This window comes from Haloferax sp. Atlit-12N, from assembly GCF_003383095.1.
GTDB lineage: Archaea > Halobacteriota > Halobacteria > Halobacteriales > Haloferacaceae > Haloferax.
The window spans coordinates 198,530-225,322 of the sequence record NZ_PSYW01000001.1 but is presented as its reverse complement, the minus strand read 5'-3'; the positions used below and the strand labels follow the sequence as shown (position 1 = coordinate 225,322).

At 66.9% G+C, this 26,793-nt stretch carries 30 protein-coding genes; 12 read left to right on the top strand and 18 right to left on the bottom strand.

Going from position 1 to position 26,793, the window contains the following annotated elements; translation table 11 throughout:
* Window positions 1–14: 14 nt before the first annotated feature.
* Window positions 15–698 (bottom strand): DsbA family protein, encoded by a 684-nt coding sequence (locus C5B90_RS01190; RefSeq protein ID WP_115878421.1) that lies wholly within the window; start codon window positions 696–698, stop codon window positions 15–17.
* Between the two features lie 193 nt (window positions 699–891).
* On the opposite strand from C5B90_RS01190, the gene C5B90_RS01185 reads away from it, so the two are divergent.
* Entirely contained in the window at window positions 892–1,287 is a 396-nt protein-coding gene (locus tag C5B90_RS01185) for a 2Fe-2S iron-sulfur cluster-binding protein (protein WP_115878419.1), read from the top strand.
* Between the two features lie 12 nt (window positions 1,288–1,299).
* Here the strand turns inward: C5B90_RS01185 and C5B90_RS01180 are convergent, their stop codons facing one another.
* Window positions 1,300–1,878: an NUDIX hydrolase gene (locus C5B90_RS01180; protein ID WP_115880523.1), complete on the bottom strand. Its 579-nt coding sequence runs from the start codon at window positions 1,876–1,878 to the stop codon at window positions 1,300–1,302.
* Window positions 1,879–2,039: 161 nt separating this feature from the next.
* On the opposite strand from C5B90_RS01180, the gene C5B90_RS01175 reads away from it, so the two are divergent.
* Together C5B90_RS01175 and C5B90_RS01170 are read left to right on the top strand one after the other, a co-directional pair.
* The gene (locus C5B90_RS01175; protein WP_058567317.1) at window positions 2,040–2,249 is read left to right on the top strand and encodes a hypothetical protein; all 210 of its coding nucleotides are present in this window, start codon (window positions 2,040–2,042) and stop codon (window positions 2,247–2,249) included.
* A 36-nt stretch (window positions 2,250–2,285) separates the two neighbouring features.
* On the top strand, window positions 2,286–2,714 hold the full coding sequence (locus tag C5B90_RS01170) for an RNA-binding protein (protein ID WP_058567318.1): 429 nt from the start codon (window positions 2,286–2,288) through the stop codon (window positions 2,712–2,714).
* A 42-nt stretch (window positions 2,715–2,756) separates the two neighbouring features.
* Here C5B90_RS01170 and C5B90_RS01165 read toward each other — a convergent pair whose 3' ends face one another.
* Together C5B90_RS01165 and C5B90_RS01160 are read right to left on the bottom strand one after the other, a co-directional pair.
* Window positions 2,757–3,320, bottom strand: coding sequence for a thioredoxin family protein (locus C5B90_RS01165; protein WP_115878417.1), 564 nt, complete (start codon window positions 3,318–3,320; stop codon window positions 2,757–2,759).
* Window positions 3,321–3,402: 82 nt separating this feature from the next.
* Window positions 3,403–3,828, bottom strand: coding sequence for an EamA family transporter (locus C5B90_RS01160; protein ID WP_058827118.1), 426 nt, complete (start codon window positions 3,826–3,828; stop codon window positions 3,403–3,405).
* A 196-nt stretch (window positions 3,829–4,024) separates the two neighbouring features.
* On the opposite strand from C5B90_RS01160, the gene C5B90_RS01155 reads away from it, so the two are divergent.
* Entirely contained in the window at window positions 4,025–4,222 is a 198-nt protein-coding gene (locus C5B90_RS01155) for a hypothetical protein (RefSeq protein ID WP_004063678.1), read from the top strand.
* Window positions 4,223–4,258: 36 nt separating this feature from the next.
* Here C5B90_RS01155 and C5B90_RS01150 read toward each other — a convergent pair whose 3' ends face one another.
* Entirely contained in the window at window positions 4,259–4,705 is a 447-nt protein-coding gene (locus tag C5B90_RS01150) for an ester cyclase (protein ID WP_115878415.1), read from the bottom strand.
* Between the two features lie 148 nt (window positions 4,706–4,853).
* Here C5B90_RS01150 and C5B90_RS20685 point away from each other — a divergent pair, with 148 nt between their 5' ends.
* Complete coding sequence (locus tag C5B90_RS20685; RefSeq protein ID WP_199517424.1) at window positions 4,854–5,006, top strand: hypothetical protein; 153 nt, start codon at window positions 4,854–4,856, stop codon at window positions 5,004–5,006.
* Between the two features lie 42 nt (window positions 5,007–5,048).
* Here C5B90_RS20685 and C5B90_RS01145 read toward each other — a convergent pair whose 3' ends face one another.
* From C5B90_RS01145 to C5B90_RS01115, 7 genes are all read right to left on the bottom strand, one after another.
* Complete coding sequence (locus C5B90_RS01145; RefSeq protein ID WP_115878413.1) at window positions 5,049–6,287, bottom strand: MFS transporter; 1,239 nt, start codon at window positions 6,285–6,287, stop codon at window positions 5,049–5,051.
* 66 nt (window positions 6,288–6,353) lie between these two features.
* On the bottom strand, window positions 6,354–7,244 hold the full coding sequence (locus C5B90_RS01140; protein WP_115878411.1) for a DUF58 domain-containing protein: 891 nt from the start codon (window positions 7,242–7,244) through the stop codon (window positions 6,354–6,356).
* A gap of 7 nt (window positions 7,245–7,251) precedes the next feature.
* Window positions 7,252–8,274: a MoxR family ATPase gene (locus C5B90_RS01135; protein ID WP_115878409.1), complete on the bottom strand. Its 1,023-nt coding sequence runs from the start codon at window positions 8,272–8,274 to the stop codon at window positions 7,252–7,254.
* Window positions 8,267–9,214 carry a hypothetical protein gene (locus tag C5B90_RS01130; protein WP_199517423.1) on the bottom strand — a complete coding sequence of 316 codons (948 nt, stop codon included), beginning with the start codon at window positions 9,212–9,214 and terminating at the stop codon, window positions 8,267–8,269. The genes C5B90_RS01135 and C5B90_RS01130 overlap by 8 nt, the downstream gene beginning before the upstream one ends.
* Window positions 9,204–9,827 (bottom strand): chromosome partitioning protein, encoded by a 624-nt coding sequence (locus C5B90_RS01125; protein WP_115878407.1) that lies wholly within the window; start codon window positions 9,825–9,827, stop codon window positions 9,204–9,206. The genes C5B90_RS01130 and C5B90_RS01125 overlap by 11 nt, the downstream gene beginning before the upstream one ends.
* Window positions 9,824–12,280: a VWA domain-containing protein gene (locus C5B90_RS01120; protein ID WP_115878405.1), complete on the bottom strand. Its 2,457-nt coding sequence runs from the start codon at window positions 12,278–12,280 to the stop codon at window positions 9,824–9,826. The genes C5B90_RS01125 and C5B90_RS01120 overlap by 4 nt, the downstream gene beginning before the upstream one ends.
* Window positions 12,280–14,076, bottom strand: a complete 1,797-nt coding sequence (locus tag C5B90_RS01115) for a BatA and WFA domain-containing protein (protein WP_115878403.1) — start codon at window positions 14,074–14,076, stop codon at window positions 12,280–12,282. The genes C5B90_RS01120 and C5B90_RS01115 overlap by 1 nt, the downstream gene beginning before the upstream one ends.
* Before the next feature lie 230 nt (window positions 14,077–14,306).
* Between C5B90_RS01115 and nhaC the strand changes: the two genes are divergently transcribed.
* The gene (nhaC, locus tag C5B90_RS01110; protein ID WP_115878401.1) at window positions 14,307–15,764 is read left to right on the top strand and encodes a Na+/H+ antiporter NhaC; all 1,458 of its coding nucleotides are present in this window, start codon (window positions 14,307–14,309) and stop codon (window positions 15,762–15,764) included.
* A 44-nt stretch (window positions 15,765–15,808) separates the two neighbouring features.
* On the opposite strand, the gene C5B90_RS01105 is transcribed toward nhaC, so the two are convergent.
* Together C5B90_RS01105 and C5B90_RS01100 are read right to left on the bottom strand one after the other, a co-directional pair.
* Window positions 15,809–16,384 carry a PH domain-containing protein gene (locus C5B90_RS01105; RefSeq protein ID WP_115878399.1) on the bottom strand — a complete coding sequence of 192 codons (576 nt, stop codon included), beginning with the start codon at window positions 16,382–16,384 and terminating at the stop codon, window positions 15,809–15,811.
* A complete protein-coding gene (locus C5B90_RS01100) occupies window positions 16,381–17,010 on the bottom strand; it encodes a PH domain-containing protein (RefSeq protein ID WP_115878397.1) in 630 nt (209 codons plus the stop codon). The genes C5B90_RS01105 and C5B90_RS01100 overlap by 4 nt, the downstream gene beginning before the upstream one ends.
* A 133-nt stretch (window positions 17,011–17,143) precedes the next feature.
* On the opposite strand from C5B90_RS01100, the gene C5B90_RS01095 reads away from it, so the two are divergent.
* From C5B90_RS01095 to C5B90_RS01075, 5 genes are all read left to right on the top strand, one after another.
* Window positions 17,144–17,635: an Lrp/AsnC family transcriptional regulator gene (locus tag C5B90_RS01095; RefSeq protein WP_256364939.1), complete on the top strand. Its 492-nt coding sequence runs from the start codon at window positions 17,144–17,146 to the stop codon at window positions 17,633–17,635.
* Entirely contained in the window at window positions 17,632–18,783 is a 1,152-nt protein-coding gene (locus C5B90_RS01090) for a pyridoxal phosphate-dependent aminotransferase (protein WP_115878395.1), read from the top strand. Before C5B90_RS01095 ends, C5B90_RS01090 begins: the two co-directional genes overlap by 4 nt.
* Window positions 18,784–18,879: 96 nt before the next feature.
* On the top strand, window positions 18,880–19,305 hold the full coding sequence (locus C5B90_RS01085; protein WP_115878393.1) for a universal stress protein: 426 nt from the start codon (window positions 18,880–18,882) through the stop codon (window positions 19,303–19,305).
* A 139-nt stretch (window positions 19,306–19,444) separates the two neighbouring features.
* Window positions 19,445–20,161: a hypothetical protein gene (locus tag C5B90_RS01080; RefSeq protein WP_115878391.1), complete on the top strand. Its 717-nt coding sequence runs from the start codon at window positions 19,445–19,447 to the stop codon at window positions 20,159–20,161.
* 134 nt (window positions 20,162–20,295) lie between these two features.
* Window positions 20,296–22,314 (top strand): hypothetical protein, encoded by a 2,019-nt coding sequence (locus C5B90_RS01075; protein ID WP_115880519.1) that lies wholly within the window; start codon window positions 20,296–20,298, stop codon window positions 22,312–22,314.
* Here the strand turns inward: C5B90_RS01075 and C5B90_RS20680 are convergent, their stop codons facing one another.
* The 4 genes from C5B90_RS20680 to guaB form a co-directional block, all read right to left on the bottom strand.
* Window positions 22,315–22,455 (bottom strand): hypothetical protein, encoded by a 141-nt coding sequence (locus C5B90_RS20680; RefSeq protein ID WP_199517422.1) that lies wholly within the window; start codon window positions 22,453–22,455, stop codon window positions 22,315–22,317. It abuts the gene before it with no gap.
* A gap of 179 nt (window positions 22,456–22,634) precedes the next feature.
* Window positions 22,635–23,225, bottom strand: coding sequence for a HalX domain-containing protein (locus C5B90_RS01070; protein WP_115878389.1), 591 nt, complete (start codon window positions 23,223–23,225; stop codon window positions 22,635–22,637).
* A gap of 153 nt (window positions 23,226–23,378) precedes the next feature.
* On the bottom strand, window positions 23,379–24,467 hold the full coding sequence (locus C5B90_RS01065; protein ID WP_115878387.1) for a TrmB family transcriptional regulator: 1,089 nt from the start codon (window positions 24,465–24,467) through the stop codon (window positions 23,379–23,381).
* Window positions 24,468–24,657: 190 nt separating this feature from the next.
* On the bottom strand, window positions 24,658–26,154 hold the full coding sequence (gene guaB / locus C5B90_RS01060; RefSeq protein WP_115878385.1) for an IMP dehydrogenase: 1,497 nt from the start codon (window positions 26,152–26,154) through the stop codon (window positions 24,658–24,660).
* Between the two features lie 396 nt (window positions 26,155–26,550).
* On the opposite strand from guaB, the gene C5B90_RS01055 reads away from it, so the two are divergent.
* Window positions 26,551–26,748, top strand: coding sequence for a hypothetical protein (locus C5B90_RS01055; RefSeq protein WP_013035350.1), 198 nt, complete (start codon window positions 26,551–26,553; stop codon window positions 26,746–26,748).
* Window positions 26,749–26,793: the final 45 nt, after the last annotated feature.

Genomic DNA, 26,793 nt, shown 5'->3' with positions numbered 1-26,793 from the left:
CGAGTCGAATCCGATTACCGGGCGTTCTCGACGGCGCTCTGGAGGTCGGACCACCGCGGGGCGACCTGTTCGCCGTCGACGAGGACGGTCGGCGTTCCCTGGAACCCGCGTTCGTCGACGGCCTCGGTTCGCTCGGCCTCGACGAGGGGACGGTAGCGCTCGCGGGAGGCGGCCGCGGCGACCGAACAGCCGTCGAGGTCGGCGTCGTTCGCGAGCGACTGGAGCGTCGACAGCGAGCCCTCGGCGTCGCCGCCGGTGAACTCCGATTGGTTCTCGTAGAGCGTGTGGGCGAAGTCGAAGAAGGTCTCGTCGTCGGCCTCGTCCTGGACGGCGCGGGCCGCCGAAGCGCCCTTCCACGACCACCAGTCGTCGACCGGAATCGGGAAATCGTGGTGGCGGTAGCGGACGATGCCCTCCGAGACGTACTCGGACCGGAGTTGCGGTGCGACCTCGACCGCGAAGGTCGCGCAGTGGGGACAGGCGAAGTCCTCCCAGACGTCGACGACGACGCTCGCGTCCTCGGACCCGATGACGGGCGTGGGGAGGGAGCTGACCGTGTCGCGCTCGGGAACCTCGCAACCGATGGCGGCGACGGCGTCGTCGCCGGAACCGCCGCTTCCGCCGCCGAGACAGCCGGCGGTGCCCAGCGTCAGCGCACCCGCCGTGGCGGCGAGGTACGCGCGTCGTGTGTTGCGCATGGTCGGGGTCGGGGACGGACGAACTTAGATTCTCCGAGGCGAATCGCGGGGTTTCGGACGCCCTTGCCGCTTTTCGTGGTTCGATTCGGGAACTGTGGCGACGCGGCGGTCGATGGTTACCGACCCCTTGCCGGCCCTTTCCTGTCGCCGCTCGAACGACACCGCTTAACCCTCGCGTGGCGTCACCCGACACGTGCCAACCGTCCACTTTCGCGGCCGGGAAATCGAGTGCGACCGCGGGGACGTGCTCCGCGACGTGCTTCGAGCGGCCGGCGAACCGCCGCACAACGGTCACTCATCGTGGTTCAACTGCCACGGGGGCGGCTCGTGCGGTACCTGCGCCGTCCGGATTCGCGGCCCCGTGACCTACCGGACCAAAAAGGAGCGCCGCCGACTCCGGTTCCCGCCGCACGACCCCGACTCGGGGCTCCGACTGGCGTGCCAAACGGTCGTCCTCGGCGACCTCTGGGTGGAGAAGTACCCCGGATTCTGGGGCCAACACGTCGAGGGCGACGGTGACGAAGCGAAGGACGCGAAGGACGCGAAGGACGCGGAAGACGTGCAAGACACGCAAGAACCGACCGGCTGAACCGGGACCCGGTCAGTCGCCGGCGACGTGGTCGTACCACGACAGCAGGTCGTCGCGGTCGCGGGTGTCCGCCGGGAGTTCCGAGACGCGGAACCACCGCGCGGCCGAGATTTCTTCGTCGGGGTCGTTCACGCTGAGTTCCGCGGTCCCGTCGGCGCGGGCGCGGTAGACGGGCATCACGCCCCACGTCTGGTGGCCGTCGCAGCGGATGTCGATTCGGGTGGCCATCGCGAGGCCGCCGTAGTCGGCGGTGATACCGGCCTCCTCGGCGAGTTCGCGCCGGGCGGCCTCGGTGAACCCCTCATCTCCGTCGTCGACGCCGCCGCCGGGGAGGACCCAGAGGTCGACGCCCTCGTGGCGGACGAGCAGTATCTCGTCGTCGCGGCGGCGGACGACGGTGTGGACGCCGTAGGGCGTCCCCGTGGACTTCACTCGGGAGGCGAGCGTCCGAAACCGCGGGCGGGAGACGCGGCGGGTGTGGACCGGTTCGAGGTAGTCGGCGTCGGCGTGGCTCCGGCGCAGGCGATGGTAGGCCTGCTCGGCGCGCTGTCGCGCCTCGTCGGCGAGGAACCACAGGTCGTCGACCGTCATCGGCGCGCGTCCGGCGGTCGATGTGCGAGCGGGCGACTCGGCATAGCTCACGGTTCGGCGCGACTCCACAAATCGGCTTCGACACGCGTCGTCGCGAGGCGGAGCCGGCGACTTCGCGGCCAATCATCGCTCTTTTATCCGGTGACGCGGAACCTGTGCGTATGAGCTTCGAGAAAGACGACAAGGTCGTTCTGCACGACAAGCACAGCGAGTACGACGGCGAGACCGGCACGGTCACGCAGGTCATCGAGAGCATGTTCGGCGAGCCGACCTACACCATCAGTTTCGACGAGGGCCAGGAAGTCGGCATCGCGCAGGACCAGCTCGAAGCCGCCGACGGCGACGACGAAGACGAAGCCGACGAAGAGTAATCGACTGACGACCGACCGACGCCTCCCTGACCCACTATGCCACGCGTTCCCTTCCACTACATCGACCTCCGGACGTTCTGCTACGAGACGGAAGACGAAAAACGGGTCGAGGAGGCGCTTCGGACGTTCCTCCCCGACGAGTTCGACGTCGATCGCGTCGAGAGCACCGGCCACCACGGCGACCGCATCATCGTCTTCTCCGCGCGCGTCGAGCGCGCCAACGACGTGCGGCACGTCCTCGCCAAGATTCGCGACCTCCCCGACTTCGAGACGCTCCTCGACGAACTCGACCAGCGCGTCACGGACAACACGGAGTTCTTCCTGCGACTGGACAAACAGGCCGCGTTCAAGGGCGAGGCCCGTCGCGGCGGGGGGCTCACGCTCCGCGCGAAAGTCGAGGCCTACCCGGCGAAGAAAGAAGCCGCGGTGGAGAACGCCCGCGACGCCCTCCTGGGCGACGAGTAGAGCCGCCCGCGAGCCGGTCGAATCGCTTCCGATTGCGCTATTTTACTGGTCTTTCCACTTGATGGAACAGCCCTGCGAGGGGTACTCCTCGACGGGGATGTCGTCGCCGGCGAGGAGCGCCTCGACGGCCGTCCGCATCTCGTAGTCGGACACCTCGTCGTCGGGGCTCATCGCGTCGTCGATGCGGGAGTGGAACGCGAGTTCGAAGCCATCGCCGGTGTTCTCGAAGAGGAACGGGTCGGGCGTACAGACCGCGCCGTACTCGGCGGCGACCGCCTGCGACTCGTCGCGGAGGTAGGCAGTGTACCCAATCGTGCCGTCCTCGACGAGTTCCTGCATCTTCTCGAAGGAGTCTTCGGGGCGGTCCTCGGCGTCGTTGGGGTTGATGCCGACGACCGCGAGGTCGTCGTAGGCGCTCGCGAGGTGGTTCAGTTCCTCGAACTTCGCCTTCGCGTACGGACAGTGGTTGCAGGTGAAGACGAGGAGGAGCGCGTCGGAGTCGTCGAACGACGAGAGGGAGTACGTCTCGCCGTCGGTGCCGGGGAGTTCGAAGTCGGGGGCGGCGTCGCCGCGTTCGAGTTCGGAGTCGGATTCCAGGAGTACCATGTCGCCACGTTGGCCCGCGAGCGTCAAAAGCGGTTGGCCCGCGGCAGTTCCGCGTCGCCTTCGGCGGCTCCGAGATGACTGCTCAGTCGATGGAGACGAGGGCGATTGCGAGGACGGCGAAGGCGATACCGGCCACCTTGCGCACCGTCAGCGGCTCGCCGAGCGCGACGATGCCGACGACCGACGAAATCGCGAGGAACATCCCGAAGATGGGGGCGACGATGGAGACGGGGCCGAGCGCGAGCGCCCGGTAGTACGAGAGGATGCCGACCGCGAGACAGGCACCGGCGGCGAGGACGTAGGGGAGTTTCGAACTCACGACCGAGTCCGTGACGCTCTGCCCGGAGACGACGATGACCCCGACGGTTCCCACGACGAGCACGGTGTTGGCGACCAGCGCGGCCACGTCGCTCGGAATCTTCCCCTGTCCCGTCGTCGCCACTTTCATCAGCGGCGCGACGAGCGAGTAGGCCCCGAGCGCGACGACCGCCCACGAGATGTAGTTCACGGATAGAACGCGGCCCCGAGTCGTGTATAGGGTTACGATTCGGCGGCACGCCGACGCGAGCGAGCCACGATAACACGGTGACAGCGGGATGTGACTCAGTTTAGAATCGAGTACAATGACTCGGTGTGGATAGACAAGTGGTGCAAGATGTCGCCAACGACCAAATTTTATCAAGTATTATCGCGTATTGGTGGGTATGTCCCAGGAAGTACAACCCTCGGTCATCGCACACACGTGGGACGACCCGACTCGGTGCCCGTTCTGCCTCGACGAACTGGAGAGCGAAGGAGAGGGGTTCATGGACCACCTCGAAGAGAGCCCCATCTGTCAACAGGGGTTCGGCATGTGGCGCGATGCGGTCGCCGACGACGTTCGCGGCGAGTGGTCCGGATAGCGACCAAAAACGGTTGTTTTTCGCGACTCGGTCGGTTCACTCGGGAGCGACGCCGAGTTGCGACAGCATGGTCATGATGTCGGTGCTGTTCCACTCTTCGACGCACAAGCCGCCCTCGTAGCGCGCCTGCACGATACCCCACGTGTCCATCTTGCGGTGGGTCGCCGGGATGTCGCCGCGAGCGCTTCGGAGCGTCCCGTCGTGGGTGCCGGTCAGGTGATACCGGGCGTACACGCTGTCGTCTCGCGCCGCCACGTCGAACAGTTCCACGTGGAAGTCGGAGAAGGCGTCGTGGTACCGCCGCGCCCACTCCTCGACCGCGTCGGTCCCGATGATGCCGTCGGGGTCAGAGAAGGCGTGGACCTCGACCAGCGGGTCGTACTCCTCTCTGATGACCTCGTACTCGCGTTTGTTCCACAGTTCGTCCGCCACGCGCATGAACGAGTCTCGGTGCTGTTGTTCTTTCTCGGATGTTGCTGCCATGTCCACCACCGTTCGGAGAGACGCGCGACGGCCGCTTAGTTATGAATTGTTGTCATCATGAACGTGCCCGGAGAAGGGAATCAAGATTCGGGCACCCGTGACTAATAAGTGTCAATAGATTCAACTTTGTGGGGCGGAATCGTGGGGCATGTCCGCTGCTGTCTCGCCGATTTCGGTGTTCATTCCGGCGCTCGTCTTCGGCGGCGCGGGGTTCGCGTTTCTGGGGCCGTTCGGTGCCGGGTTCGGCGCGGTCGTCGGCATCGCACTCGGGGTACTCGTGGGTCGAGGAGACGAGTTCTGAGCGCGAAGCACCGGGGCGACCGGGAGCGTGAACGCGCCGCCGTCAGTCGCTCGGGGCCGCCTGCGGTTGACGCGCCGACCCGTCCACCCGGCGGAGGAGCCACCGGGTCAGCCCGAACGAGAGTAGGCCGAGGACGGCGACGACGCCGAAGGTGACGCGCACGCCGGCGAGGTCGATGAGCGCCCCGAACGCCGGGGGCGCGACGGCCCCGCCGAGGGAGATGCCGATGGTGACGACGGCGAAGTTCTTCCCGAGGTCGGCGCGCTCGGAGAGGCGGTCCGCAAGCGTCGAGCGCGCGGGCCGGGAGACGCTGATGGTCCCGCTGAAGGGGAGAATCAACACGACGAGCGCGAGCGGGAGCGACCCGCTCGCCAGGAGCGCCGCCAGTCCAGCGAGCGCGGCGTAGCCGACGAGGGCGACGGTTCCGGGGCCGACGCGGTCGGTGAGCGCGCCGCCGACGAGAATCGTCCCCGCGCCGACGACGAGCATCCCCGAGACGAGGAGGTTCGCCGTGCCCGACGCGAGGCCGTAGCCGGCGGTGAGCAGTTGCGGCGAGTACGTCCGGATGCACCACGCGGCCGCCGAGGTGAGAAACGAGAGGAGCGCGAGCCCCATCAGCCCCGACGACGAGAGGAGTGCCGACGCGCCCCGCCGAATCCCCGCGAGCGTGGGGCGAGCAGTCGGGCGGTCCTCCGCGGCCGGCTTCCGGATTCGCTCGGGGAACCCGCGGGCGACCGGGAGCGCGACGAGCGTGAACGCCGCGCCGAAGACGGCGATGGCCGCGATGGTCCAGCGCCAGCCGAAGCCGAGCGCGCCGACGCCGGCGGCGATGGCGTACGAGACGGCGAAGCCGAGCGAGCCACCGAGGGCGTGCAGCGAGTACGCCCGCCCGCGGTTCGTCTCCGAGGAGGCGGTCGCCAACAGCGGGTAGTGCGCGGGGTGGTGGCCCGCGATGCCGACGCCGAGGAGCGTCTGTGAGGCGAGAAGCCACAGGTACGAGGGCGCGAGCGCGGTGGCGACGATACCCGCCGCGCCGGCGACGAGCGAGATAGCGAGGACGAGCGTCCGACTCCGCGCGTCCGAGAGGTAGCCGAAGGGGAGTTGCAGGAGCGTCACGACCCCGCCTTGGACGCCGATGGCGAGGCCGACGGCGGCGATACTCACGCCGAAGTCGTCGGCGACGAGGCCGATGACGGGCGCGAGCGCGACGAGGTAGGCGTGGTTGACGACGTGTGAGCCCGCGACGAGGCCGACTACGCGGCGCTCCTGTGTCTCCGTCACACCGGCCAATGGGGGGTGATTCGTGAAAAGCTCGCGGTCCGCGGCGATGTTGGGTCGGGAGTCGGGTTAGCCGCGGCCGCGACGTTCCCCGCCGAGCCGCGCGCCGAGCCAGAGGTCGGCGAACGTGTCGAAGAAGTCCTCACCGGTGTCGACGAGTTCGCGCTCGATGCCGAGCGCCTGACACCGCTCGTCGACCGCCGCGAGGTGGCTCTGGAGCCGGTCGGTGTACTGTCGCGCCGCCGACCCCCCGAAGTAGGTCCGGCGCGTCGCCTCGGACTCGGGGTCCTCGAAGATGGCGTCGCCCGTCGCCTCCGGACCGAGTTCCTCGGGAGTGAGCACCTGCGCGACGAGCACGTCGTTTCGCGCGAGTGCGGCGAGGCCGGAAGCGACGTCGTCGGGGTCGAAAAGCAGGTCGCTCACGACCACCACGAGCGACCGCGAGCGGATGGTCTCGGCGTAGGTCGAGAGCGCGGCCGTGATATCGCCGTCGCCGCCGGGCGTCGTCTCGTTGAGTCGCTCGACGAGCCGGAGCACTTCGCCGCGGCTCGACGCGTCGGTGTCGATGCGGTCGGGCAGGTCACCGAGGAGCGAAAAGCGGAAGTCGTTGTTCTCCTCGGCGGTGAGGTGGCAGAAACCGAGGCCGAGCTTCGCGCCGTACTCGAACTTGTTCGTGTCGCCCTCGCCGAAGTCCATCGAGGCCGAGGTGTCGAGGAGGACGTGGACCGTCAGGTTCCGCTCGGCCTCGAACCGCTTGATGAACAGCTCTTCGGTCCGGGCGTACACCTTCCAGTCGATGAGCCGCGGGTCGTCGCCGGCGGCGTACCGCCGGTGGTCGCTGAAGGTGAGTCCCTCGCCCACGTCCGGCGACTCTTGGTCGCCCTGCAGTCGGGCGTTCGAGACACGCTTCAGCGAGGTGTCGAAGCGGTCGAGTTCGTCGAGGAAGCCGGGGTCTATCATCGGTCCGTCACTCGTTCAACAGCCGCGCAATCACGTCGTCGGGGTCGAGCCCCTCGCGCTCCGCCCGGAAGTCGAGGATGATGCGGTGTCTGATGACCGGCGGGGCCATCTCGACCACGTCCTCCCACGAGACGTGGGTGCGCCCGTGGACGAACGCCCGCGCCTTCGCGGCGAGGACGAGCGCCATGCTCGCGCGGGGACTCGCGCCGAACTCGACCTGCTCGTCTTCGCGGGTCCTGCGGACCAGTTCGATGGTCCGGTCGCGGATGTCGTCGGAGATGGGGACCTGCCGCACGAGTCGTTGGGCCGCGAGCAGGTGCGTCCGTGGCAGGACGCGCTCGACTTCGGGCGACGCGCCGCCCTCGGCGTACTGCTTGACGATAGTCCGCTCCTCGTCGAACTCGGGGTAGTCGACGAGAATCTTCATCAGGAAGCGGTCGGTCTGCGCCTCGGGGAGCGGGTAGGTGCCGCCCTGGTCGATGGGGTTCTGCGTCGCGAGGACGAAGAAGGGGTCCGGAAGCTCGTAGGTCTCGCCCGCGGCGGTCACCTGCTTTTCCTGCATGGCTTCGAGGAGCGCGGCCTGCGTCTTCGGCGTCGCCCGGTTTATCTCGTCGGCGAGGACGACGTTGGAGAAGATGGGGCCGCGCTCGAACACGAAGTCCCGACCGTCCGGCGTCTCGCGGATGATTTCGGTGCCCGTGATGTCCGAGGGCATCAGGTCGGGCGTGTTCTGCACCCGCGAGAACTGCAGGTCCGTCGCGTCCGAGAGGGCGCGCACGAGCGTCGTCTTCCCCAGTCCGGGGTTCGATTCGAGCAGCGCGTTGCCGTCGCAGAGGACGCAGACGAGCAGTCGCTCGACCACGTCGTGTTGGCCGATGATGCGCTTTCCGACCTCGTCTTTGACCGCCGCGACGCTCGCTTGGAGGTCCTCGATGCTGAGGTCGAGGTCGTCGTCTGTCTCGACCGCGATATCGCCTTCAGCCGCGGTCTGCTGTCCGTCGTCGCCGAGCCAGTCTCGTTTGTCACTCATCTTCGTTCTCTCGTATCTTCAGGGTGTAGTCGCGAATCAGGTCAGCCTCTTCGAGCGTGTCGTCGGCGAGGTAGCCGGCGCGCTGGCTCTCGACGGCGCTGTCGCCGCCGTAGCCGGTCGAGTCGTAGGCCGCAGCCGACGACCCCGGTCCGTCACCGCTCCCGCCGGTCCCGGCGACGGTGGCGTTCAACTGCTCCGAGCCGGCGGCCACGTCCTCGGGGTCGCCGAGAATCGAACTCCCGTTCTGGAGCTCCGCCTCCTCGTCAGATTGGTCGAGGCTGTCGCCCGCCGGTCCGCCGTCGCCGGCGAGCCCATCGAACTGGATGTCCGAGACGGCGACTTGGATGCTCCCCGCCGAGAGGAGCAGGGCGACGAGGAGCGCGCCGACGATACGCCGGGTCGGGAGCAACTCCACCGACGACGACTCCCGCAGGCGGGACAGCACGTCGTCGTAGAGCGCGACCGACATGCGCGAATCGCGGTTCGGGTTCCCCTCGTCGGCGACGAGGTCGCGGGCAGTCCGAAGCGCCTCGGCGATCGAGGGGTTCACCGCCTCGAACTGCTCGACCGGCGGTACCCGCATCAGGATGAGGTACTCCGCGACGCCGACGAGGAGGCCCACCGCGAGGGCGATTGGGACGGCGACGTGGACCGAGACGGCCGGGTCGACCCGCGGGAGGAAGCCGAGCGACACCGCCGACTGGACGGGTAACTCGACGACCCGGAACGCGATGTTCGCCAACAGCGTCGCGACCGCGGCGTCGACGACGCTGGAGACGACGGCGGCCTTCGCGGCCTCCCGGCGAACTTCGCTGACGGCGTCGGCCATCGCCTCGCGGCGGGCGGTTCCCGCGTCCGAGTCGGCGGCCGAGGCGGTCGCGTCGGATGTGTCAGGTGCGTCGTCGGTGCCCGGTTCGGACGAGGGTGTTTCAGACACCATCGCACACCGCCGGTTCGTTGCCGTCTTCGAACTCGGAACAGGCCCGCCGGAGGTCGGCTTCGAGGTCGTCGACCTGGTCTTCGAGGTCGGCGATGTCGGACTGGAGCGTCTCTATCTGGGTCTCCAGTTCGGCGTTCGTCTCCTCCAGTTCCTCGTTATCCGTTTCGAGGTCGTCTATCTGGTTTTCGAGCTGGTTGCGCTGTTCTTCGAGTTCGTCGAGCGTCGCCGTGAGTTCGCTGATACGGTTGCGGGCGTCTCGGAGATTGCTTTCGGTCTCTTGGAGTTCACTCCGGGTCGACGACAGCTCGCTTTGGGTCGATTCGAGCTGTGACTCCGTGTCTTCGAGGTTGTTCGCGACCTGCGAGACGTCGCCGCGGGTGCGTTCGAGGCTGCTGTTCAGCTCCTGTAGCTCCGCCTGCGTCGCCGACAGGTTCTGTCGGGTTTGCGAGAGGTCCTGTTCCAGCGCCTCGTTTCGCTCGCGCAGTTGCTCGTTTTGCTGGTCGAGCGAATCGACCGAGTACTGGTAGAACATCGTCGCGCCGACGGTTCCGGCAGTGAGGAGGACGATGACGAGGACGAGACCGAGGTTCAGGGACCGACCCAGGGCGCTCATATCAAACCACCTTCACTTTGCGTTCGACCCCGATACACTTGAAGACGCCGGACGAGCACCTCGGCGAGGTAGAGGAGGAACGCGACGGCGACGAACGCGGCCGCCCAGTCGTCGCGGACGGGTTGGACACCGGCGGCGTTGTCGCGGGCGGAGGCGGCGATTTCGGTCGCGTCCTCGGGGTCGTACATCGTCCCGCCGCTGTCGGAGACGGCGGCTTCGAGCGCGGCCGACCGGCCGAACCCGGCGTACTCGGCGGGGTAGTTCACCGCGAAGGCGGTGTCGAGCACGTCCCGATAGCCCGTCTCGGTGGGGACGACCGTCGCCTCGTAGACGCCGGAGTCGACCGCCGAGAAGGACAGCCCCTCGACGCCCCGCGGGCGCTCGCCACCGCGGTAGACGACGGTCGTCGGCTGGTCGACGCGGGTGTCCGCCACCTCGGCGACGCCGGTCGCCTTCCGCTCCGGGTCGCCGATGACGTAGTTCGTGGACTTCGTGAGCAGGAGCGAGTCGGGGCTCTGGAGCAGGCCGTCGAGCGTGCCATCGCCTGCGTACGTCGTGATGGTGGCGACGCGGCCGAGGCCGTAGCGCCACGAGGCGACCGCGGGGGTTCCGTCGTCGGCCGCGACGAGGAAGTTCGCGCCGCTCCTGACCGACACGTCGTTGACGCTGCCGGGGTTCGCGGTCAGTTCGACGCCGGCGGTGACGAAGTCGTTCTGGTCGACGACCGTGAGGCCGTCGCCGGCGTACTGGCGGTTCGACCCGCCGAAGAGGATGCGGAGCCGGTCGGTCTCGCTGGCCCTGAGGTAGTTCCCGCCGGACGCCCGCGCGATGGTCCGGAGGGTCTGTTCGTTCGGGCTCGGGCCGGTCCCGATGGTGATGACGCGGACCCCGTCGCGGCCGAGTTGGTCCGCGACCCTCGCGGCGTCCTGGAACCGGTCGTGTCCGTCGCTGATGAGGATAATCGTCCCGCGCCTGTCGCCGAGTTGCTGGGCCGCGCCCTCGAGGCCGACGGAGATGTCGGTCGCACCGCCGGACTGAAGCCGGCGGATGAGGTCGGCAGTCGACTCGCGGTTCGGCCCGAGCGGGCGGAGCGGCGAGACCTCGTAGGCGCGGTAGTTGAAGCCGACGATGCCGACCTGATTCTCGTCGCCGAGCTGGTCGAGCGCGTCGAGCGCGACCGACTTCTGGACGCGCATGCCGCTTTCCGCGCTGCCGGAGACGTCGATGGCGAACACGAGGTTCGTCTGCTGGGACGCGCCCTCGCCGGTCGTGACCGGGAGCATCGACGCGAGGCTCGACCCGTCGTAGCCGCCGTTTTCGAACGAGTTCCGCCCGCCGACGGTCAGGAGACCTCCCCCGTCGATGACGAACCGTTGGAGCGACTCTGTGTTACCGACGTCCTCGGCCCGGAGGTCCTGTAAGACGACGGCGTGGTACGACGAGAGGTCCGCGGGGACGGCCTCGGCGGTCTCCACGTCGTACAGCTCCGAGAGGTAGTCGCGGAACGGGTAGTCGCCGCGGGAGACGTACAGCACCCGCGGCGGCTCGACCACGCGGACCGTCTTGCGGAACACGTCGTTCGTCTGGAAGCGGTCGTCGCTCTCGATACGGGCGGTGACGCGGTGGGTCCCGGTGGTCTCGAACGTCTGGGAGAACTCGACGCTGCCGGTCGTGTTGACCGTCTCGCGGGCGACCTCCTCGCCGTCGACCTCCACGACGAGTTCGACGGTTGCGCCCTCGGCGTCCTCGGAGACGACTCCGTCGACCTGCGCGAGGAACGCGTTCTCGACGCCGACGCTGGTCTTCGACGGGCCGCTGACGGTGACGTAGTGTTCGGTGTCGGTCGGTTCGAGCGCGACCGCGCTCACGGTCGCGTTGAGGTCGCGAGCGAGCGTCGTCGCGGACGCGAGGCTCCGCCCCGAGGTGACCCGCCCGTCCGAGACGAGGACGACCGTTCCGTTGGGCCTGAGATTGGCCGCGACGGCGTCGCCGATAGGCGACTCCTCGCCGCGGGCGACCGTCGAAGTCGTGACGGGGACGCCCTCGGCTTCGATGTCCGCCGCGAGCTGCGACGCCACGTCCTCGGTGACGGCCGCACTGTCGGAGTCGTCGACGAGGAGTGTCACCTGCGGGTCGCCGTCAGACATCCGCGTCGTGACGGTGTACGGTCCCGCAGCCGCGACGACCAGGCACAGGACGACGAGGAATCGGGACGCGAACAGGAGTCGCCGGGAGCGCCCGCCGGCAGTCCCCTCCGCCCCGCGGAAGATGAGTGCCCACGCGAGGAGCGCGGCCACTGGGAGCGCGACGAGGAACAGCGGGCGCTGCACGCCGATTGTCCGACCGGCGGCCTCGACCGTCCACGCGAGGGGCGTCGTCGCGGCGGCGGGAGCCGTGGCGGCGACAGCGTCGAGCGCTGTCAGCGCGGCCAACGCCGACCCGAGCGCCGCCATCAGAGGTCACCCCGCCGGCGCAGGTAGGCTAACTCGACCATCGTCGCCGCGAGCGCGACTAACGCGGCCCACTCGATGAGCGGGTCCGGAACCTCGCGCTCTTCGACCCGCGTCGGGTAGTCCGAGGGGGCCGACTCGCCGTCCAGCGAGGCGGCGACCACGTCGGACTCGGCCTCGCTGAGGAGCGACGCCGCGAACCGCTCGTCGCCGACGCGGTAGAAGCCGGCGTCGGCGAGGCGGACCTCCGGGCCGGTCGCCTCGCCCGCGGGCGTCTCGACGGTCTGATTCGCGCCCGCCGCGAGCGACCCGCCGGTCGCCCGGTTCAGCTCGGAGAGCGTCGAGCGCCCGGCGAGGTAGAACACCGAGCGCTTCCAGAACACGGGGTACTGGTAGTTGTATTTGAACGCCGAGCTGTCCTCCATGAAGCCGTAGTAGAGGACGCGCCCGGCCCCGCGGCGCTCGACGGCGACGAGCGAGGTGCCGCCGGTCGTGGTCACGAGCGACTGACCCGACCGAAGGTCGCCGGCAACGTACTCGGTCGGCGGCGGGAAGGTGATGTCGCGGGTTATCTCGTGGCTCTCGACGGTCCCGATGGTCGGGTTCGTCTCGATGCTCGCCTGCGAGACGAGCTGGAGGTCGCCGTAGCTCGGCGACTCCTCTTGGGCCTGAATCGCCACGCCGCCGCCGTCGGCGACGACCTCGCGGCCGGCCTCGACGTTGCCCGAGAGCAGGCGACCGGGGTTGACGTTGCTGTAGATAATCACGTCGTAGTTCGTCGAGACGGCCGTCGGCGGGTTGTCCACGGTCAGCGACACCTCGGGAATGACCGACAGCGCGGCCGTCAGGTAGCGGTTCTCGTCGTTCGTGAGGACGAGCACGTCCACCGAGGCGTCCTCGGGGGCCGCGACGTACAGCGCGTCGTCGGTCGGGAAGGCGTCGCCCGGCGAGAGTTCGGCGCGCCCGCCGCCCGCGGGAACGGGGAGCGTCGCGGTCGCCACGTCGCCGGGGTCCATACGAACCTCTCGGGTGGCTCCGGCGAGCGAGAGCGTCCGCGTCGCCGCCGAGTCGCCGTAGTTCTTCACCGTCACGGTGACGTTCGCGCCGGAGAAGCGCCGGTCGACGATGCCGACGTTGCCTTGTCCGCCGCCCGCGAACTGCTGGAGTTCGACCACGAGGCCGCGGGCGCGGGCCTCGCGGACCGCGTCGCTCCACGGCGAGTCGTCCGCGAAGTCGCTCAGAACGACGACGCGGGCGTCCTCGCCGGCGATGGAGGCGGCGGCAGTAATCGCGGAGCGGAGGTCGCCGGGTGCCGCACTCGCGCGCAGGTCGTCGAGGGCGGCGCGGGCTTCGGTCGCGCTCCCCCGGCGGAGCACCACGTTCGCGTTCGACCCCGCCGCGACGACTGAGGTCGTGCCGGAGACCTCGTCTCGTGCCGCGGCGAGGGTGCTGTCGAATCGGGTTCCCCCGCCGTCGCGGACGCCCATGCTCGCGCTCGTGTCCACGACGAGGACGGTCTCTTGGACCGTCTCCGACTCGGGAACCATCAGGTACGGCGTCGCCAGCGAGCCGACGAGCGCGACGAGCGCGAGCAGTTGGATGAGGAGGAGCAGGCTCCGAAGCAGGCGATCGAAGATGGGGTTCGACGCGTTTCGCCCCGCCGAGTCCGCGAGGAACCGGAAGGTCGGAAGGGTGCGCCGGACCGGCTCCGGCCGCAACAGATAGAGGATGACGAGGGGGACCGCTCCCAAGAGGGCGACCAACCCGAGGGGAAACAAGAAGAACTCGTCGAGGGCCATGCCCGACCCGTGGCGCGCCTCCGGTATGGCTGTTTCCCTATTCGTTGACACGTTCCGAAATATCGACCTATCGGAATAATTGAACGTTCGGCGCAACTGCTCGGGGCCACTCGCTCGATGAATTACTGACAGGCATCATATTGTCAAACAAAAGTACGTCATTGCATAACAATGCACTTGAAGCATAACACGACACAATTTTATGCTCTAAAGTTATTTATTGAGCTACGATGGGAACTGACAGGTACACACCGCGGTCGTACGACGACATCGCCCCGGAGCAGCGCCCGACGCTCAAACAGGCGCTCGTTCCGGTTCTCGGGCTCGTCGCCTTCCTCGGTCTCGGGTCGGCGTGGCTGGGACTCGACCCGCACATCCCGCTCATCTGGAGTATCGCACTGGTCGGCCTCCTCGGTCGCTTCGTCTGGGGCTACACCTGGGAGGACCTCTACGAGGGCATCGAACGCAGCCTGGCGATGGGACTACAGGCGATTCTCATTCTGTTCGTCATCTACGGCGTCGTCTCGACGTGGGTCGCCGCGGGGACGATTCCGGCGCTGATGTACTACGGTCTCGACCTGCTGTCGCCGCAGGTGTTCCTGCCCGCGACGGCGCTCCTCGTCGGCATCGCCACCTTCGCCATCGGTTCGTCGTGGACCGCGGTCGGCACCCTCGGCGTCGCCTTCATCGGCATCGGCTCCGGGCTCGGCGTCCCCGAACCGATGACCGCCGGTGCGATTCTCTCCGGCGCGTACGCGGGCGACAAGCAGTCGCCGCTGTCCGACACGACGAACCTCGCAGCCGCCGTCACGAACACTGACCTCTACGACCACATCCACGCGATGCGGAACGGGACGGCCGTCGCGTTCGGCCTCTCGCTCGTCGGCTTCGTCGTCCTCAGCCTCGGCATCACCGGCGCGATTCCGGCCGGCCAAATCGCCGAGATTCAGACCGCCCTCGCCTCCTCGTACGACATCACGCTCCTCGCGTTCCTGCCGCTCGCGGTCACGTTCGGCCTCGCCGCGGCGGGCTACCCCGCGCTGACGGTCCTCCTCGCGGGCGCGTTCGCCGGCGCGTTCACGAGCATCCTCGTGCAGGGCGCGTCGTTCGTCACGGCGTGGCAGACGTTCATGAGCGGCACCGGCCCGGAGACCGGGTCCGAACTCGTCAACAGCCTGCTCGCCTCCGGCGGCGTCTCCGGTTCCGCGTGGACCATCGCCGTCGTCGTCGCGGCGCTGACGCTCGGCGGCCTGCTCGAACAGACAGGCGTGCTCGCCGTCCTCGCCCACCGCCTCCAGCGCGGTATTCGGAGCCCGCGCCTGCTCGTCGCCTCCACCGGTCTCTCGGCGATGCTGACCAACGCGCTCACCGCCCAGCAGTACATGAGCATCGTCGTCCCCGGCATGACGCTCCGCGACACCTACGACGAGTTCGGCCTCGACAGTTCGGACCTCTCGCAGGCCATCGAGTCCGCCGGGACGCCGACCGGCGCGCTCCTCCCGTGGCACGCCGGCGGCGCGTACATGGCCGGTGTCTTGGGTGTGGCGACGTTCGACTACATGTGGTACTACTTCTTCGGCTACCTCTCGCCGCTCGTGCTGTTCGCCTTCGTCCTCGCGGGCGTCGGCTTCTCGGGGAACAGCACGGCACAGCCCGGTCCCGCCGCTCCGGCGGCGGACGACGACTGACGCGACGCGAACCCGCGCCGCAAACCGAAAACTACCGTTTTTCCTTACCGCTCTAACGCCGCCCTGAGCGCCCGCACCTCGTCGCGGACGGCGACCCACTGCTCGACCGTGCCGGGAATCTCGTCGCCATCGCGGTCGTTCCGGCCCTCGATTCGGTCGCGGACGGCACCGGGGTCGTCAACGTCCTCGAAGCTGATTGCGCCGCCGCCAGCGGCCTCGACCGAGACGGTCCCGTAGCCGAACAGCGACCCCGTAACGCCTTGCGAGAGCCCACTGTTCTGGACGCGGTCGAGGGAGACCCGCTGGACGGTCCGAGAGAGGACGCCCGTCTTCCGGTAGAGCGCCCTGTCGGTGACGACGAAGCGCGTGTTGGTGACGCGGAGGTACGACCACGCCGGCAGGAGGAGTCCGACGAGGCCGACGACCGCGAGTTCGGGCACGCCGTTCGCGGCGGCCGCGACGGCCACGGCGACGAGGATGAAGAGGCCCACGACTGCGGCGGGGATGACGGTCTGTATCCGCGGCCGACCCTCCCAGCGGACGGTCTCGTCGTCGCCGCGGGCAAGCCAGTCGTCGATGGCCGCGACTGTCTCCGAGTCGGTCGCTGAGTCGGTCGTCATCGCTCGTCTGTCGTCGCGTCGAACTCGAAGTCGCTCGGTTCGAGCGCGTCGGCCGACGCGTCGGAGGCGGACTCGGTTCCGACCTCGTCGGGACCATCGTCGCCCGGGGTGGCGGCTTCATCGCCTTCGACGGCCTGCCGAATCGCGCGGAGTTCGGTCAGGATGTCGTCGAGGACGGCGGCCTTCCCCTCCGCGTCGGTCTCCGGCCCGGAGCGGCGCTTGATTCGCTCGTTGACGAGCGTCTGGAGCGACTGCGGGTCGGCGACGTTCTGGAAACTCATCTCGATGCCGCTTCCACCGGCGGTGCTGATGTTGACGGAGCCGTAGCCGAACTGCGCGCCGAGGAACGTCTGACTGTAGGAGGTGTCCTGTACCTTGTCGAACTCGATGCGCTGGACGCTCCGGGAGAGGACGCCCGTCTTCCGATAGAGCGCGTCGGAGGTGACGACGTAGTTCGTGTTCTTGTGCGAGAGGTACGACCCGACGAGGAGCGGGATGCCCACGAGGACGAGCGAGAGCGGGACGCCGACGATGAAGGAGGGCACGAGGCTGTAGGGATGCGGGGTGTCGGCCCAGAGCACCTCTTCGTCGTCGTCGAGAGTGAGCCAATCGAACTCGGCGTTCATGCCGGACACGTTTCCGCCGACGGTGGAATAGTGTTCCGCCGGGCGGGACCGTCGTCATTTGTGACTACTGCTACCGTGTAACACGACAATTCCGCCCGGTTGGGCAAACCATTTTACGGATGCCCGCAACGGACTGTCCATGGACAAGCAGTCACTGCTCGACTTGCTGCGTCACGACGCTCGCGAGAGCGTAGATGACATCGCCCGCCAACTGGGCGCAGACGCCGAAGCAGTGGCAGCAGCGCTCGAGGAACTCGAAGACGACGGGGTCATCCGCGGCTACCAGGCGGTCGTCGACTGGAACAACGTCGACGAGGAGCACGTCCGGGCGCAGGTCGAAGTCGACGTCGAACTCGACCGCGAGACGGGCTACGAGGAGATCGCCCGCCGCATCGCGCGGTTCCCCGAGGTCGCCACGCTGCGACTCGTCTCCGGCGACTACGACTTCTTCATCGAGGTCGAGGGCGCGTCGATGCACGCCGTCTCGAACTTCGTCTCCGAGCGCATCGCCCCCATCCCCGAGGTCACGAAGACGGTCACGCACTTCGTGATGGACTCCTACAAGGAGGAGGGCATCGAACTCGGCGACGGCGACGACGACGACCGGCTCTCCGTGTCGCCATGACGCTCGGCGACCAGCTTTCGGACCGCGTCAAACAGGTGCCGCCGTCGGGGATTCGGAAGTTCTTCGAACTCGCCGAGGAGGTCGACGACGTCATCTCCCTCGGCGTCGGCGAACCCGACTTCTCCGCGCCGTGGGCTGCCCGGACCGCCGCCATCGACTCGCTCGAACGCGGCAAGACCTCCTACACGTCGAACCGCGGGATGCGCGAACTCCGCGAGGCCATCTCGGAGCGCGTCACCCGCTACGGACAGGAGTACGACCCCGAAGACGAGATTATCGTCACGACGGGCGCGAGCGAGGCGGTCGACCTCGCGTTCCGGGCGTTCGTCGACCCCGGCGACGTGGTGGCGATTCCCCAGCCGTCGTACATCTCGTACACGCCGGGAGCCATCTTCGCCGGCGGCGAACCGCTCCCGGTGCCGACCCGCGCCGAAGACGAGTTCAAACTCACGCCTGAGGCGCTCGAAGCCGCCGGGGCCGACGAGGCCGACGTGTTGGTGCTCTGCTACCCGAACAACCCGACCGGCGCGGTGATGACCGACGACGAACTCGCCGACGTGGCCTCGTTCGTCAGGGACCACGACCTCGTCGTGCTCTCCGACGAAATCTACTCGGACCTCCGGTACGAGGACGACCACGCCTCCATCGCCACCCACCCCGGCATGCGCGAGCGAACCATCGTGTTCAACGGCTTCTCGAAGGCCTACGCCATGACCGGCCTGCGCCTCGGCTACGCCATGGGGCCGGCCGGAGCCATCGACGCGATGAACAAGGTCCACCAGTACGCGATGCTTTCGGCGCCCACGACGGCGCAGTACGCGGCGCTCGAAGCCCTGCGGTCGTGCGACGACTCCGTCGACGAGATGCGCCGCGAATACGACCGCCGCCGGCGGTTCGTCCTCGCCCGCTTCGAGGAGATGGGACTCGACTGCTTCGAGGCGAAAGGGGCGTTCTACGTCTTCCCGGAGGCTCCCGACGGCGACGACGAGGCGTTCGCCGAGGGCCTCCTCGAAGAACAGAACGTCGCGCTCGTCCCGGGGAGCGTCTTCGGCGAGGGCGGCGAGGGCCACCTTCGGGTCTCTTATGCGACGGGGATGCGCGAACTCCGCGAGGCGATGGACCGTATCGAGGCGTACGTCAGCGACTGAGCCGACCGGACCACACCCGGAACCCGCTTTTTCTCGAACGAGCGAGTTTCGTGAGTATGCGAAGCATTCACACACTTCGGGCGCGTACATCCAGCGATGTACGACGAAATCCTGCTCCCCGTCGACGGGAGTCCGGCGGCCGAACAGGCGATACCGCACGTGTTCGACCTCGCGGAGCGGTACGACGCGACGGTACACGTGTTGTTCGTCGTGAACACGACGCGAGACAACGCGGGTATCATCAGCGGGACGGTCCTCGAAACGCTGGAGCAGGAGGGCCAACGCGTCGTCGACGAGGTCGTCGAACGCGGCGAGAGCCGCGGCATCGAGACGGTCGGGGCCGTGCGGCGGGGCGCGCCCCACGAAACCATTCTCGACTACGCCACGGAACACGGCGCGGAGGTCATCGCGATGGCGACGCACGGCCGGACGGGCGTCGAACGCGTGCTCCTCGGGAGCGTCACCGAGCGCGTCGTCCGGACCGCGCCGGTGCCCGTGCTGACGGTCCGGGCGACGGGGTAGTCGACTCGGCCGTCTCGGGTGGCCGAAGCGGCCGACCACGCCCCACTCAGAGTGCACCATCGATAATGACACATGATGGCACATTTCGAGAGACCAACACGCAAAGTATTATTAAATATGGTTTCCTCGTGCAACACGAATGGCTTCGGGAGGTGACACGGACATCGCTGTGACGGAGGACACGTCCACGTTCCAACTCGGGCTGGACGACCTCAAGCGACGAGGGAGCGCGCTCCTCGTCGTCGGGTCGGTTCCGACGGAACTCTACTCGCGTGCGTCCAAGCAGATGCTCGGCGCTCCCGACGAGCCGCGACGCCGCCTGTTAGTTCTCAACGACTCGACGCCGCTCGACACCCGTCTCGACGCCGATATCCAGCGCTCGAAGGAGTGGACCCGCGTGGTGCGGTACTCGACGCTCGAACGGAGTGCGACGGCGTCGTCGTCACCGTCGGCCGCCGTCCCGACTGCGGTCGAGACCTGCGAACGCCGGGTGAGCGGTGGCCTCGGCCAACTCGGCGCGGAACTCGCGACCGACGTGACCGAGTTCGACAGCCTCGCCGGGGGGCTCTCTCCGGCCGAACTCCGCGTCGCGTTCGACTGTCTGCCGTCGCTCCTCTCGCGGTACGAGCGGGACCACGTGTTTCGGTTTCTTCACGTCATGACGTCTCACGTCCGCGCGCGAAACGGGATGGTCCACGTCTGGTCTCCCGGCGACCGCGAGGACGAAATAAACCGGATGCTCGAACCGCTGTTCGACGCCGTCGTCGAACTCGACGTCGAGGGCGCGGAGGCTCGCCAACGCTGGCACCTCCGTGGGAAGGAGGTCTCGTCCGGCTGGTTCCCGTTGGAACCGTGAACTTCTCACGACCAATACGTTTTTTACCCTAATCGTGTCACATAGACTCAATGGAATCGTCCGGGCAGGGCAAGCGGACTGACGCGTCTTCCACGCTGGAAGTCGGCTTTTCGCTCCCTTCGGAAGGCGCGGGGTTGGTCGTTCGGGACAACGTCGAACGCCACCAGTTCATGCTTCGCACGCCGTCGCCGGTCGCGCCCGAGCCGGCCGACCGGCATCGGTTCTCGCTCCCGACGGACGCGGCGGTCGGCATCGAGACCGACCGTATCGGGCTGGCGGCGAACACGGTCGTCTGCGTCCGCGACGAGGCGGGGTCGATGCTCGCGCAGGTCGACCAGCAGGGACACGAGGAACTCGGTGCGGAAACCTACAGCATCGAGCTCTTCGGTGCGGTCAAGACGTATCTCCGAGTCGAGGGACCGCTGACCGTCGACGCGAAGCCGCTCGAAACCGTCCTCTCGTTCGAGAAGCCGCAGACGGTGTACGTCGGTGCACGGTCGTCACACGAGAGCCCCGCGACGACGGTCACGACGACCGACGACCCACTGGACGTGATGGAGGCCGTCTCGGCGTTCAGCTCCGCGCTCAAGACCACGAGCGTCGAGCGGTCGTACCCCACGCTCCGAGGTCACCCGCCGCTCCTCGAACTGGGTGATGAACTCGATATCCCCGAGGGACTCCACGTCCCCGACACCGGCGTCCGAATCGAACTCCCGCCGACGCTGAGTCACATCTTCGTGGCGACGCCGCTGGCGTACTACCTCGGCGCGAGACTCGTCCCCGGTGACGCGCCCCGACTCGTCGCCGAAGACGGGTTCGTCCACGACTTCGACGGCCCCCATGGCTTCGAGGAGTCGGTCGCGCGCGCGCTCAAACGGACGTTCTTCCTCGACTGCGTCGTGCGGACGGAGGGCATCTACGACGTGCCGCTCCACGAGCGTCAGACGGTCGAGTCGCGGACGGACATCGACGTCGAGCGGCTGTACGACGCGTCGCTCGGCGAGCAGCTCTCGGCGTATTTCGAGATACCCTACGAGCACATCGCCGACCTCGTTCCGGAGTGGAAGCTGACGACGCACGTCGCGCCGCAGACCGACAACATCGAACTCCTGCCGTTCATCACGAACGACCTCGCGGTCGTCAGGACGCCGACGGGGACCGAAGTCTCCCACTCGGAGGTGCAAGCCGCCGTCGTCGACGATTTCCTCCGCGACGACATCGTCAGGAGCGCGGGCACGACGACACCGAACGAGACGTACGTCAAGCCCAGTTCGACCGACTCGGTCGAGCAGGCGTGGATAAGCGACGGAACGCCGGTCGGTGCGAGCAAGACCACGCCCGCCGCCTACCGGAACCGCCTCCAGCGCAAGCCGACGCAGGGAGATATCGGCATCACGGTCGTCTGTAACGACCCCGAGATGCTCGCCGAGACGGACATCGTCGACGAGGTGTACGGCTCGCGCGACGGGCTGTCGTTCGACGTGGACGCGCACTACGACCTCAGCCGAGCGGAGCTTCGGGAGCTACTCGCCGAGCCGACTGACTTCCTCCACTACATCGGCCACATCGACGACGAGGGGTTCCAGTGCCGCGACGGTCGGGTCGACGCCGAGACGCTCGACCGCGTCGGGACGGGCGCGTTCTTCCTCAACGCGTGCCAGTCGTACGACCAGGGACTCGCGCTCGTCGAGGCCGGCGCTATCGGCGGCATCGTCACGTTCAGCGAGGTCATCAACAGTCAGGCGGTCGGCGTGGGACGCACGTTGGCCCGGTTGCTTAACGGCGGGTTCCCGCTGCAGGCGTCCCTCGACGTGGTCCGAACCGACAGCGACATCGCCCACCAGTACGGCGTGGTCGGGGACGGGAGCCTCTCTGTAGTCCAAGCCGAAAGTGGAGTCGCGATACTCTGCGAGGTCGAGCACATTGACTCGGACACTTACGAACTGTCGTACAACGCGTACCCGACATCGCGGAGTGGGTTAGGGTTCCTAATTAGGCCAGCACTACCTGGAGACTACGGTTACCATCTCTCCTCGGGTGCACTCCAGAATATCGAACTCACCGAGGAGGAACTCCGAGACTTCCTCGCGCTAGAACAGGTTCCGGTCGTTTACGACGATACGGTCTATTGGGACTGCGAATTTCTCTCGTGATTATGGGCCGTAGATGATACTGGTGTTTCCGGCGGCCACGCTTCCGGCCTGTGAGAGCAGGAGCGTGAGCGTGAACAGGACGCCCATCATGCGGGGGTTCTGACGGAGGTACGCGACCATCTGGTTGCTGTCGTCGGACATGTGCACTTACCCCAAGGAGCGAGCGCGAAATATAATTTTTCGTGTATATCTGATATGAAAATAACTTAATTAAGTGAACACGTGTCGCAAGTAATCATCGACGTCGCAAACAGCGCTGTGGACGCGCGAAAGCGGGAAAGAGAGATGAAAGGGTCGGCGTCCGGAACGCTCGCACCCGATTAGGAGCTGTCGATATCGACTTCGCCGCCGATGTCTCGGTAGACTGCGGAGATTCCCTCGGTCTCGTCGAGTTGACCGAGCGTCTCGTCGAGTTCGCGCCGGAGTTCGGTCAACCGGGCGGTGAGCTGTTGATACTCCTCGTTATCTTCGAGCGCCGCTTCGTCTTTTTCGGACTCTAAGAGCGCCTTCTTCGACGCGAGAGAAAACAGGTCCTGAATCCCGACGTCGTAAGCGTTTCGCAGGATGAGGTTAGAGACGGTGTCAGTCAGCGCTTCGCGCGAGACGGGCTTGACGAGGTAGTCGTCGAAGCCCATGGCGATGATGTCGAAGTCGGGTTCGACCGCGGTCACCATCGCGACGCGGCACTCGAAGCCGCGATCCCGTATCTCCGAGAGCGCTTCGTCGCCCGAGAGGTCGGGCATTCGACGGTCGAGGAGAACAACGTCAACCTCGTCGTCGAGCTTATCCAGCGCCTCGCGGCCGCCGTAGGCGACACGAACGCTGTAGTCGTTCCTAAGCCAGGTTGCGTACAGATCGGCGAGGTCAGGCTCATCTTCAACGATGAGCACCAGTGGCTGTTCTGCGCTCATTGGTAGTGTAGGGGTGTTCCGGGGACGCTCACGAAACTCAATGTCGTGCAGTGGTATATCAAAATACCTCTTGTCTAACGCCGGCCGAAACTGCGCTTGTGCGCACTAATTGCCCCCCGGAGTTGTTATACATTCCGGCGAATCGAACAGATTTCACCTGTCAGATGTCTCTGATATCTCTTCGACGGTGATTCGGTTCGCCTCGACGTCCTCCAAGACCGCGCCCCACCCGCCGACGGTGTAGGTTCCCTCGTCGGTCTCGACGGTCAGACAGACCTGTCCCGCGAGTTCGGAAAACGACAGCGTGTCAGTCGGCGCGGAGACCGCCGTGTAGTACAGGTCTGTCACCTCGCCGGTGAACTCGACCGGGTCACGCTCGTCGGTCTCGTACCCCTTGATGTGGGCGACGATGCGCTTTCCGTCGCGGATGAGTGGCTCCGTGTCCTGTACGAAGTGTCTGATGTCTGAGTACACGAACGGGGGTTCGTCCGTCTGTGCGTCGTAGACGACTTCCCAGACCTCCCACAGCGCCGTCTGGAAGTACCAGTGGAAGACGTACGCCAGCGTGTAGTCGTCGACGAGGACGCCGTACTGGTTCATCGAGCTGTCGTGCGGCGCGAAACACGCTCCGGTCCGGTCGACGATAGCGACGAACGGCGTCGGGAGGGTGCGGTGTCTGACCTCCGTGGCGACCTCCTCGTACTCCTGTTCTGCGAGCGGTTCGAGTTCGTCGGTCCGCTCGGGGTGCAACACGACCTTCACCAGCGCGCCGTTCTCGTACGCCTCCGAGAGCGCCGGCTTGAGTTCGTCGAACTGCTCGGGGGTGACGGACAGTTGTACCTCGCCGTCCGCCTCCCGAATCATCTCCTCCGCTCGGTTGAACACCGTCTCGAAGCGCTTGACGATGCTCAACATGTGTCGGTCGACCGCGGGCTGCTGCCAGCGCGTCTCGATTTCTTCCGCCGCCTCGTCGAGTTGGACGGCGCGGCTCTTGAGGTCCTCCATCACCGACTTCGGGTCGCACGCCCGCGCGTGCAAACTGTCCTGTTCGTAGGTCTCGATGTAGCCTTTGGCCTCGAGGTCGCGGAGAACATCGTAGATACGGGCGGTCGGCACGGCGCAGGCATCGGCGAGTTCGGTCGCACTCGCCGCGCCGAGCTGCAGCAGCGCGACGTAAGCCTCCGCCTGATACTGTGACAACCCGGCGTTCCGAAGTGCGGTCCGTAGCTCCGCGGTATCCATCGCTTGTAGATGCACGACATACATCCGTATTAATTATCCCATGTCCTCGTCACGCTCGCGTGACAGGTAGGAGGCCGCAGACGGAGTCGGAGCGTGCGGCGAGAGAAAGAACAGCGGAGTGGCGACCGGCAAAGCGGGGCGCGTCGGGAACTAATTCGGGCGGGACGAAACCGGGGAGTGGGAGAACGCGTTACTCGCTCGGGCTGTAGTTCGGCGCTTCGTCGGTAATCATCACGTCGTGGGGGTGACCCTCGGTCTGGCCGGCGGCGGAGACGCGGACGAAGCGGGCGCGCTCTTTGACCTCGGGGATGGTCTCGGCGCCGACGTAGCCCATGCCGGACTGCATGCCGCCGACGAGCTGGTGAAGCTCGGACGCGAGCGAGCCCTTGTACGGCGTCGCGGCCTCGACGCCCTCGGGGACGTACTCCTCGTCCTCGTTGTCCTCCTTGAGGTAGCGGTCGGCACCGCCGGACTGCATCGCGCCGACGGAGCCCATGCCGCGGTACTGCTTGTACTTCTTGCCGTTCATCGTGATGACGCGGCCGGGAGCCTCGTCGGTGCCGGCGAAGTAGGAACCGAGCATGACGGCGTCGGCTCCGGCGGCGACCGCCTTGATGGCGTCGCCGGAGTAGCGGATGCCGCCGTCGGCGATGACGGGGATATCGTACTCGGCGGCGACGTCGGCGACCTCCGCGACGGCCGAAATCTGAGGCATGCCGGAGCCGGAGACGACGCGGGTCGTACAGATGGAACCGGGGCCGATGCCGACCTTGATGCCGTCCGCGAAGTCGACGAGTTCGGCCGCGGCCTCGCGCGTGCCGACGTTCCCGACGACGACGTCCGCCTCGACGGACTCCTTGATGTCGCGGGCGGTGTCGATGACGTTGAGGTTGTGCGCGTGGGCGCAGTCGATGAAGATGACGTCAACGCCGGCGTCGTCGGCCATCTGCGCGCGCTCGTCGTCGAACGGACCGACCGCAACGCCGCAGACGAGGCGGCCGTCGTCGTCGCGGGCGGCGTTCTCGTACTCGCGGCGCTGGAGAATACCCTGCATCGTCACGAGGCCGACGAGGTGGCTCTTGTCGTCGATGATGGGGACGCGCTCTATCTTGTGGTCGTACATGAGTTCGAGCGCGTCGCGGGCGGTCACGTCGCGCTCGGCCGTGATGACCTCGTCGGTCATGGCCTCGCTGACCTTGTCGGACTCGCCGACTTCGAGGTACGGGCGGATGTCGGTGCCGGAGATGATGCCGAGGACCACGTCGTCGTCGTCGACGACGGGCGCGCCCGAGACGCCGGCGCGCTCCATCATCTCGTCGACCTCGCTGATGGTCTGGCCGGGGTTGGCCGTGACCACGTCTTCGCGGCGGATGACGAGCTCGTCGGCGCGCTTGACGCGCTCGATTTCGCGGACCATCTGCTCGGCGTTCATATTGCGGTGGAGCACGCCGAGACCGCCCTCGCGGGCCATCCCGATAGCCATCCCGCTCTCGGTGACGGTGTCCATCGCCGCGGAGAGGATGGGAATGTTGAGTTCGACGTTCTTCGAGACGCGCGTCGACACGTCGGCGTCGTCGGGTTCGACGCGGCTCTCCATCGGGCGGAGCAGCACGTCGTCGAATGTGAGGGATTCGGGCACCCGTAGCTTCTCGGTGAAGGGTTCTCGGTCAGGAACGTCGTTCGCCATATCAAGCGTGGTTGCGGCGACGACAAAAGGGTTGCGAGATAGCACGGGCGTGTCGATGTATCGCAAACCAGTTCGGGGATTTATACATGTGCGTGAGTATTCTTCGCATCGCCGGCGGACCGAGACGACCACCAGAACACGTGACGACACCCGCGTGCGACGGACGCCGTCGGCCGCGACCACTCGAGGGCGTTCGTCCCCTCGTCACGGAGTACCGAACCGCAAGACCGTCGTGAATAATCACCATATTCATGAACTTGTAACACAGTATCTTCGAGATTTCAACTCATATCCGACGAATCTTCAGTGACTTTTATAAGCGAGCCAGAAATACCTGTGTCCCATGCGGTCGTATCCCACACAACGTTTAATACTCCTGTCCTAATGTAATCCTGTATGGACTCCACGTGTCCCGCCGCATCGCGCATTGCCGGTCAAACGACCTCCGACTCCGGCATTCTCTTTACAGCGATGTGGCAGACATTTAAACGGGAGTTCAATTTCGGACGAAATGGGCTTCGCGTGCAGAGCGCCAGCACGCCCCTGTCCGAATTGCGTTCGTATCGCCGCTTGGGCCATGGTGACGGCCAGTAACATCGAATGAGTGTCTCACGCCACCCGGTCGCCCTTCGCCTCGAG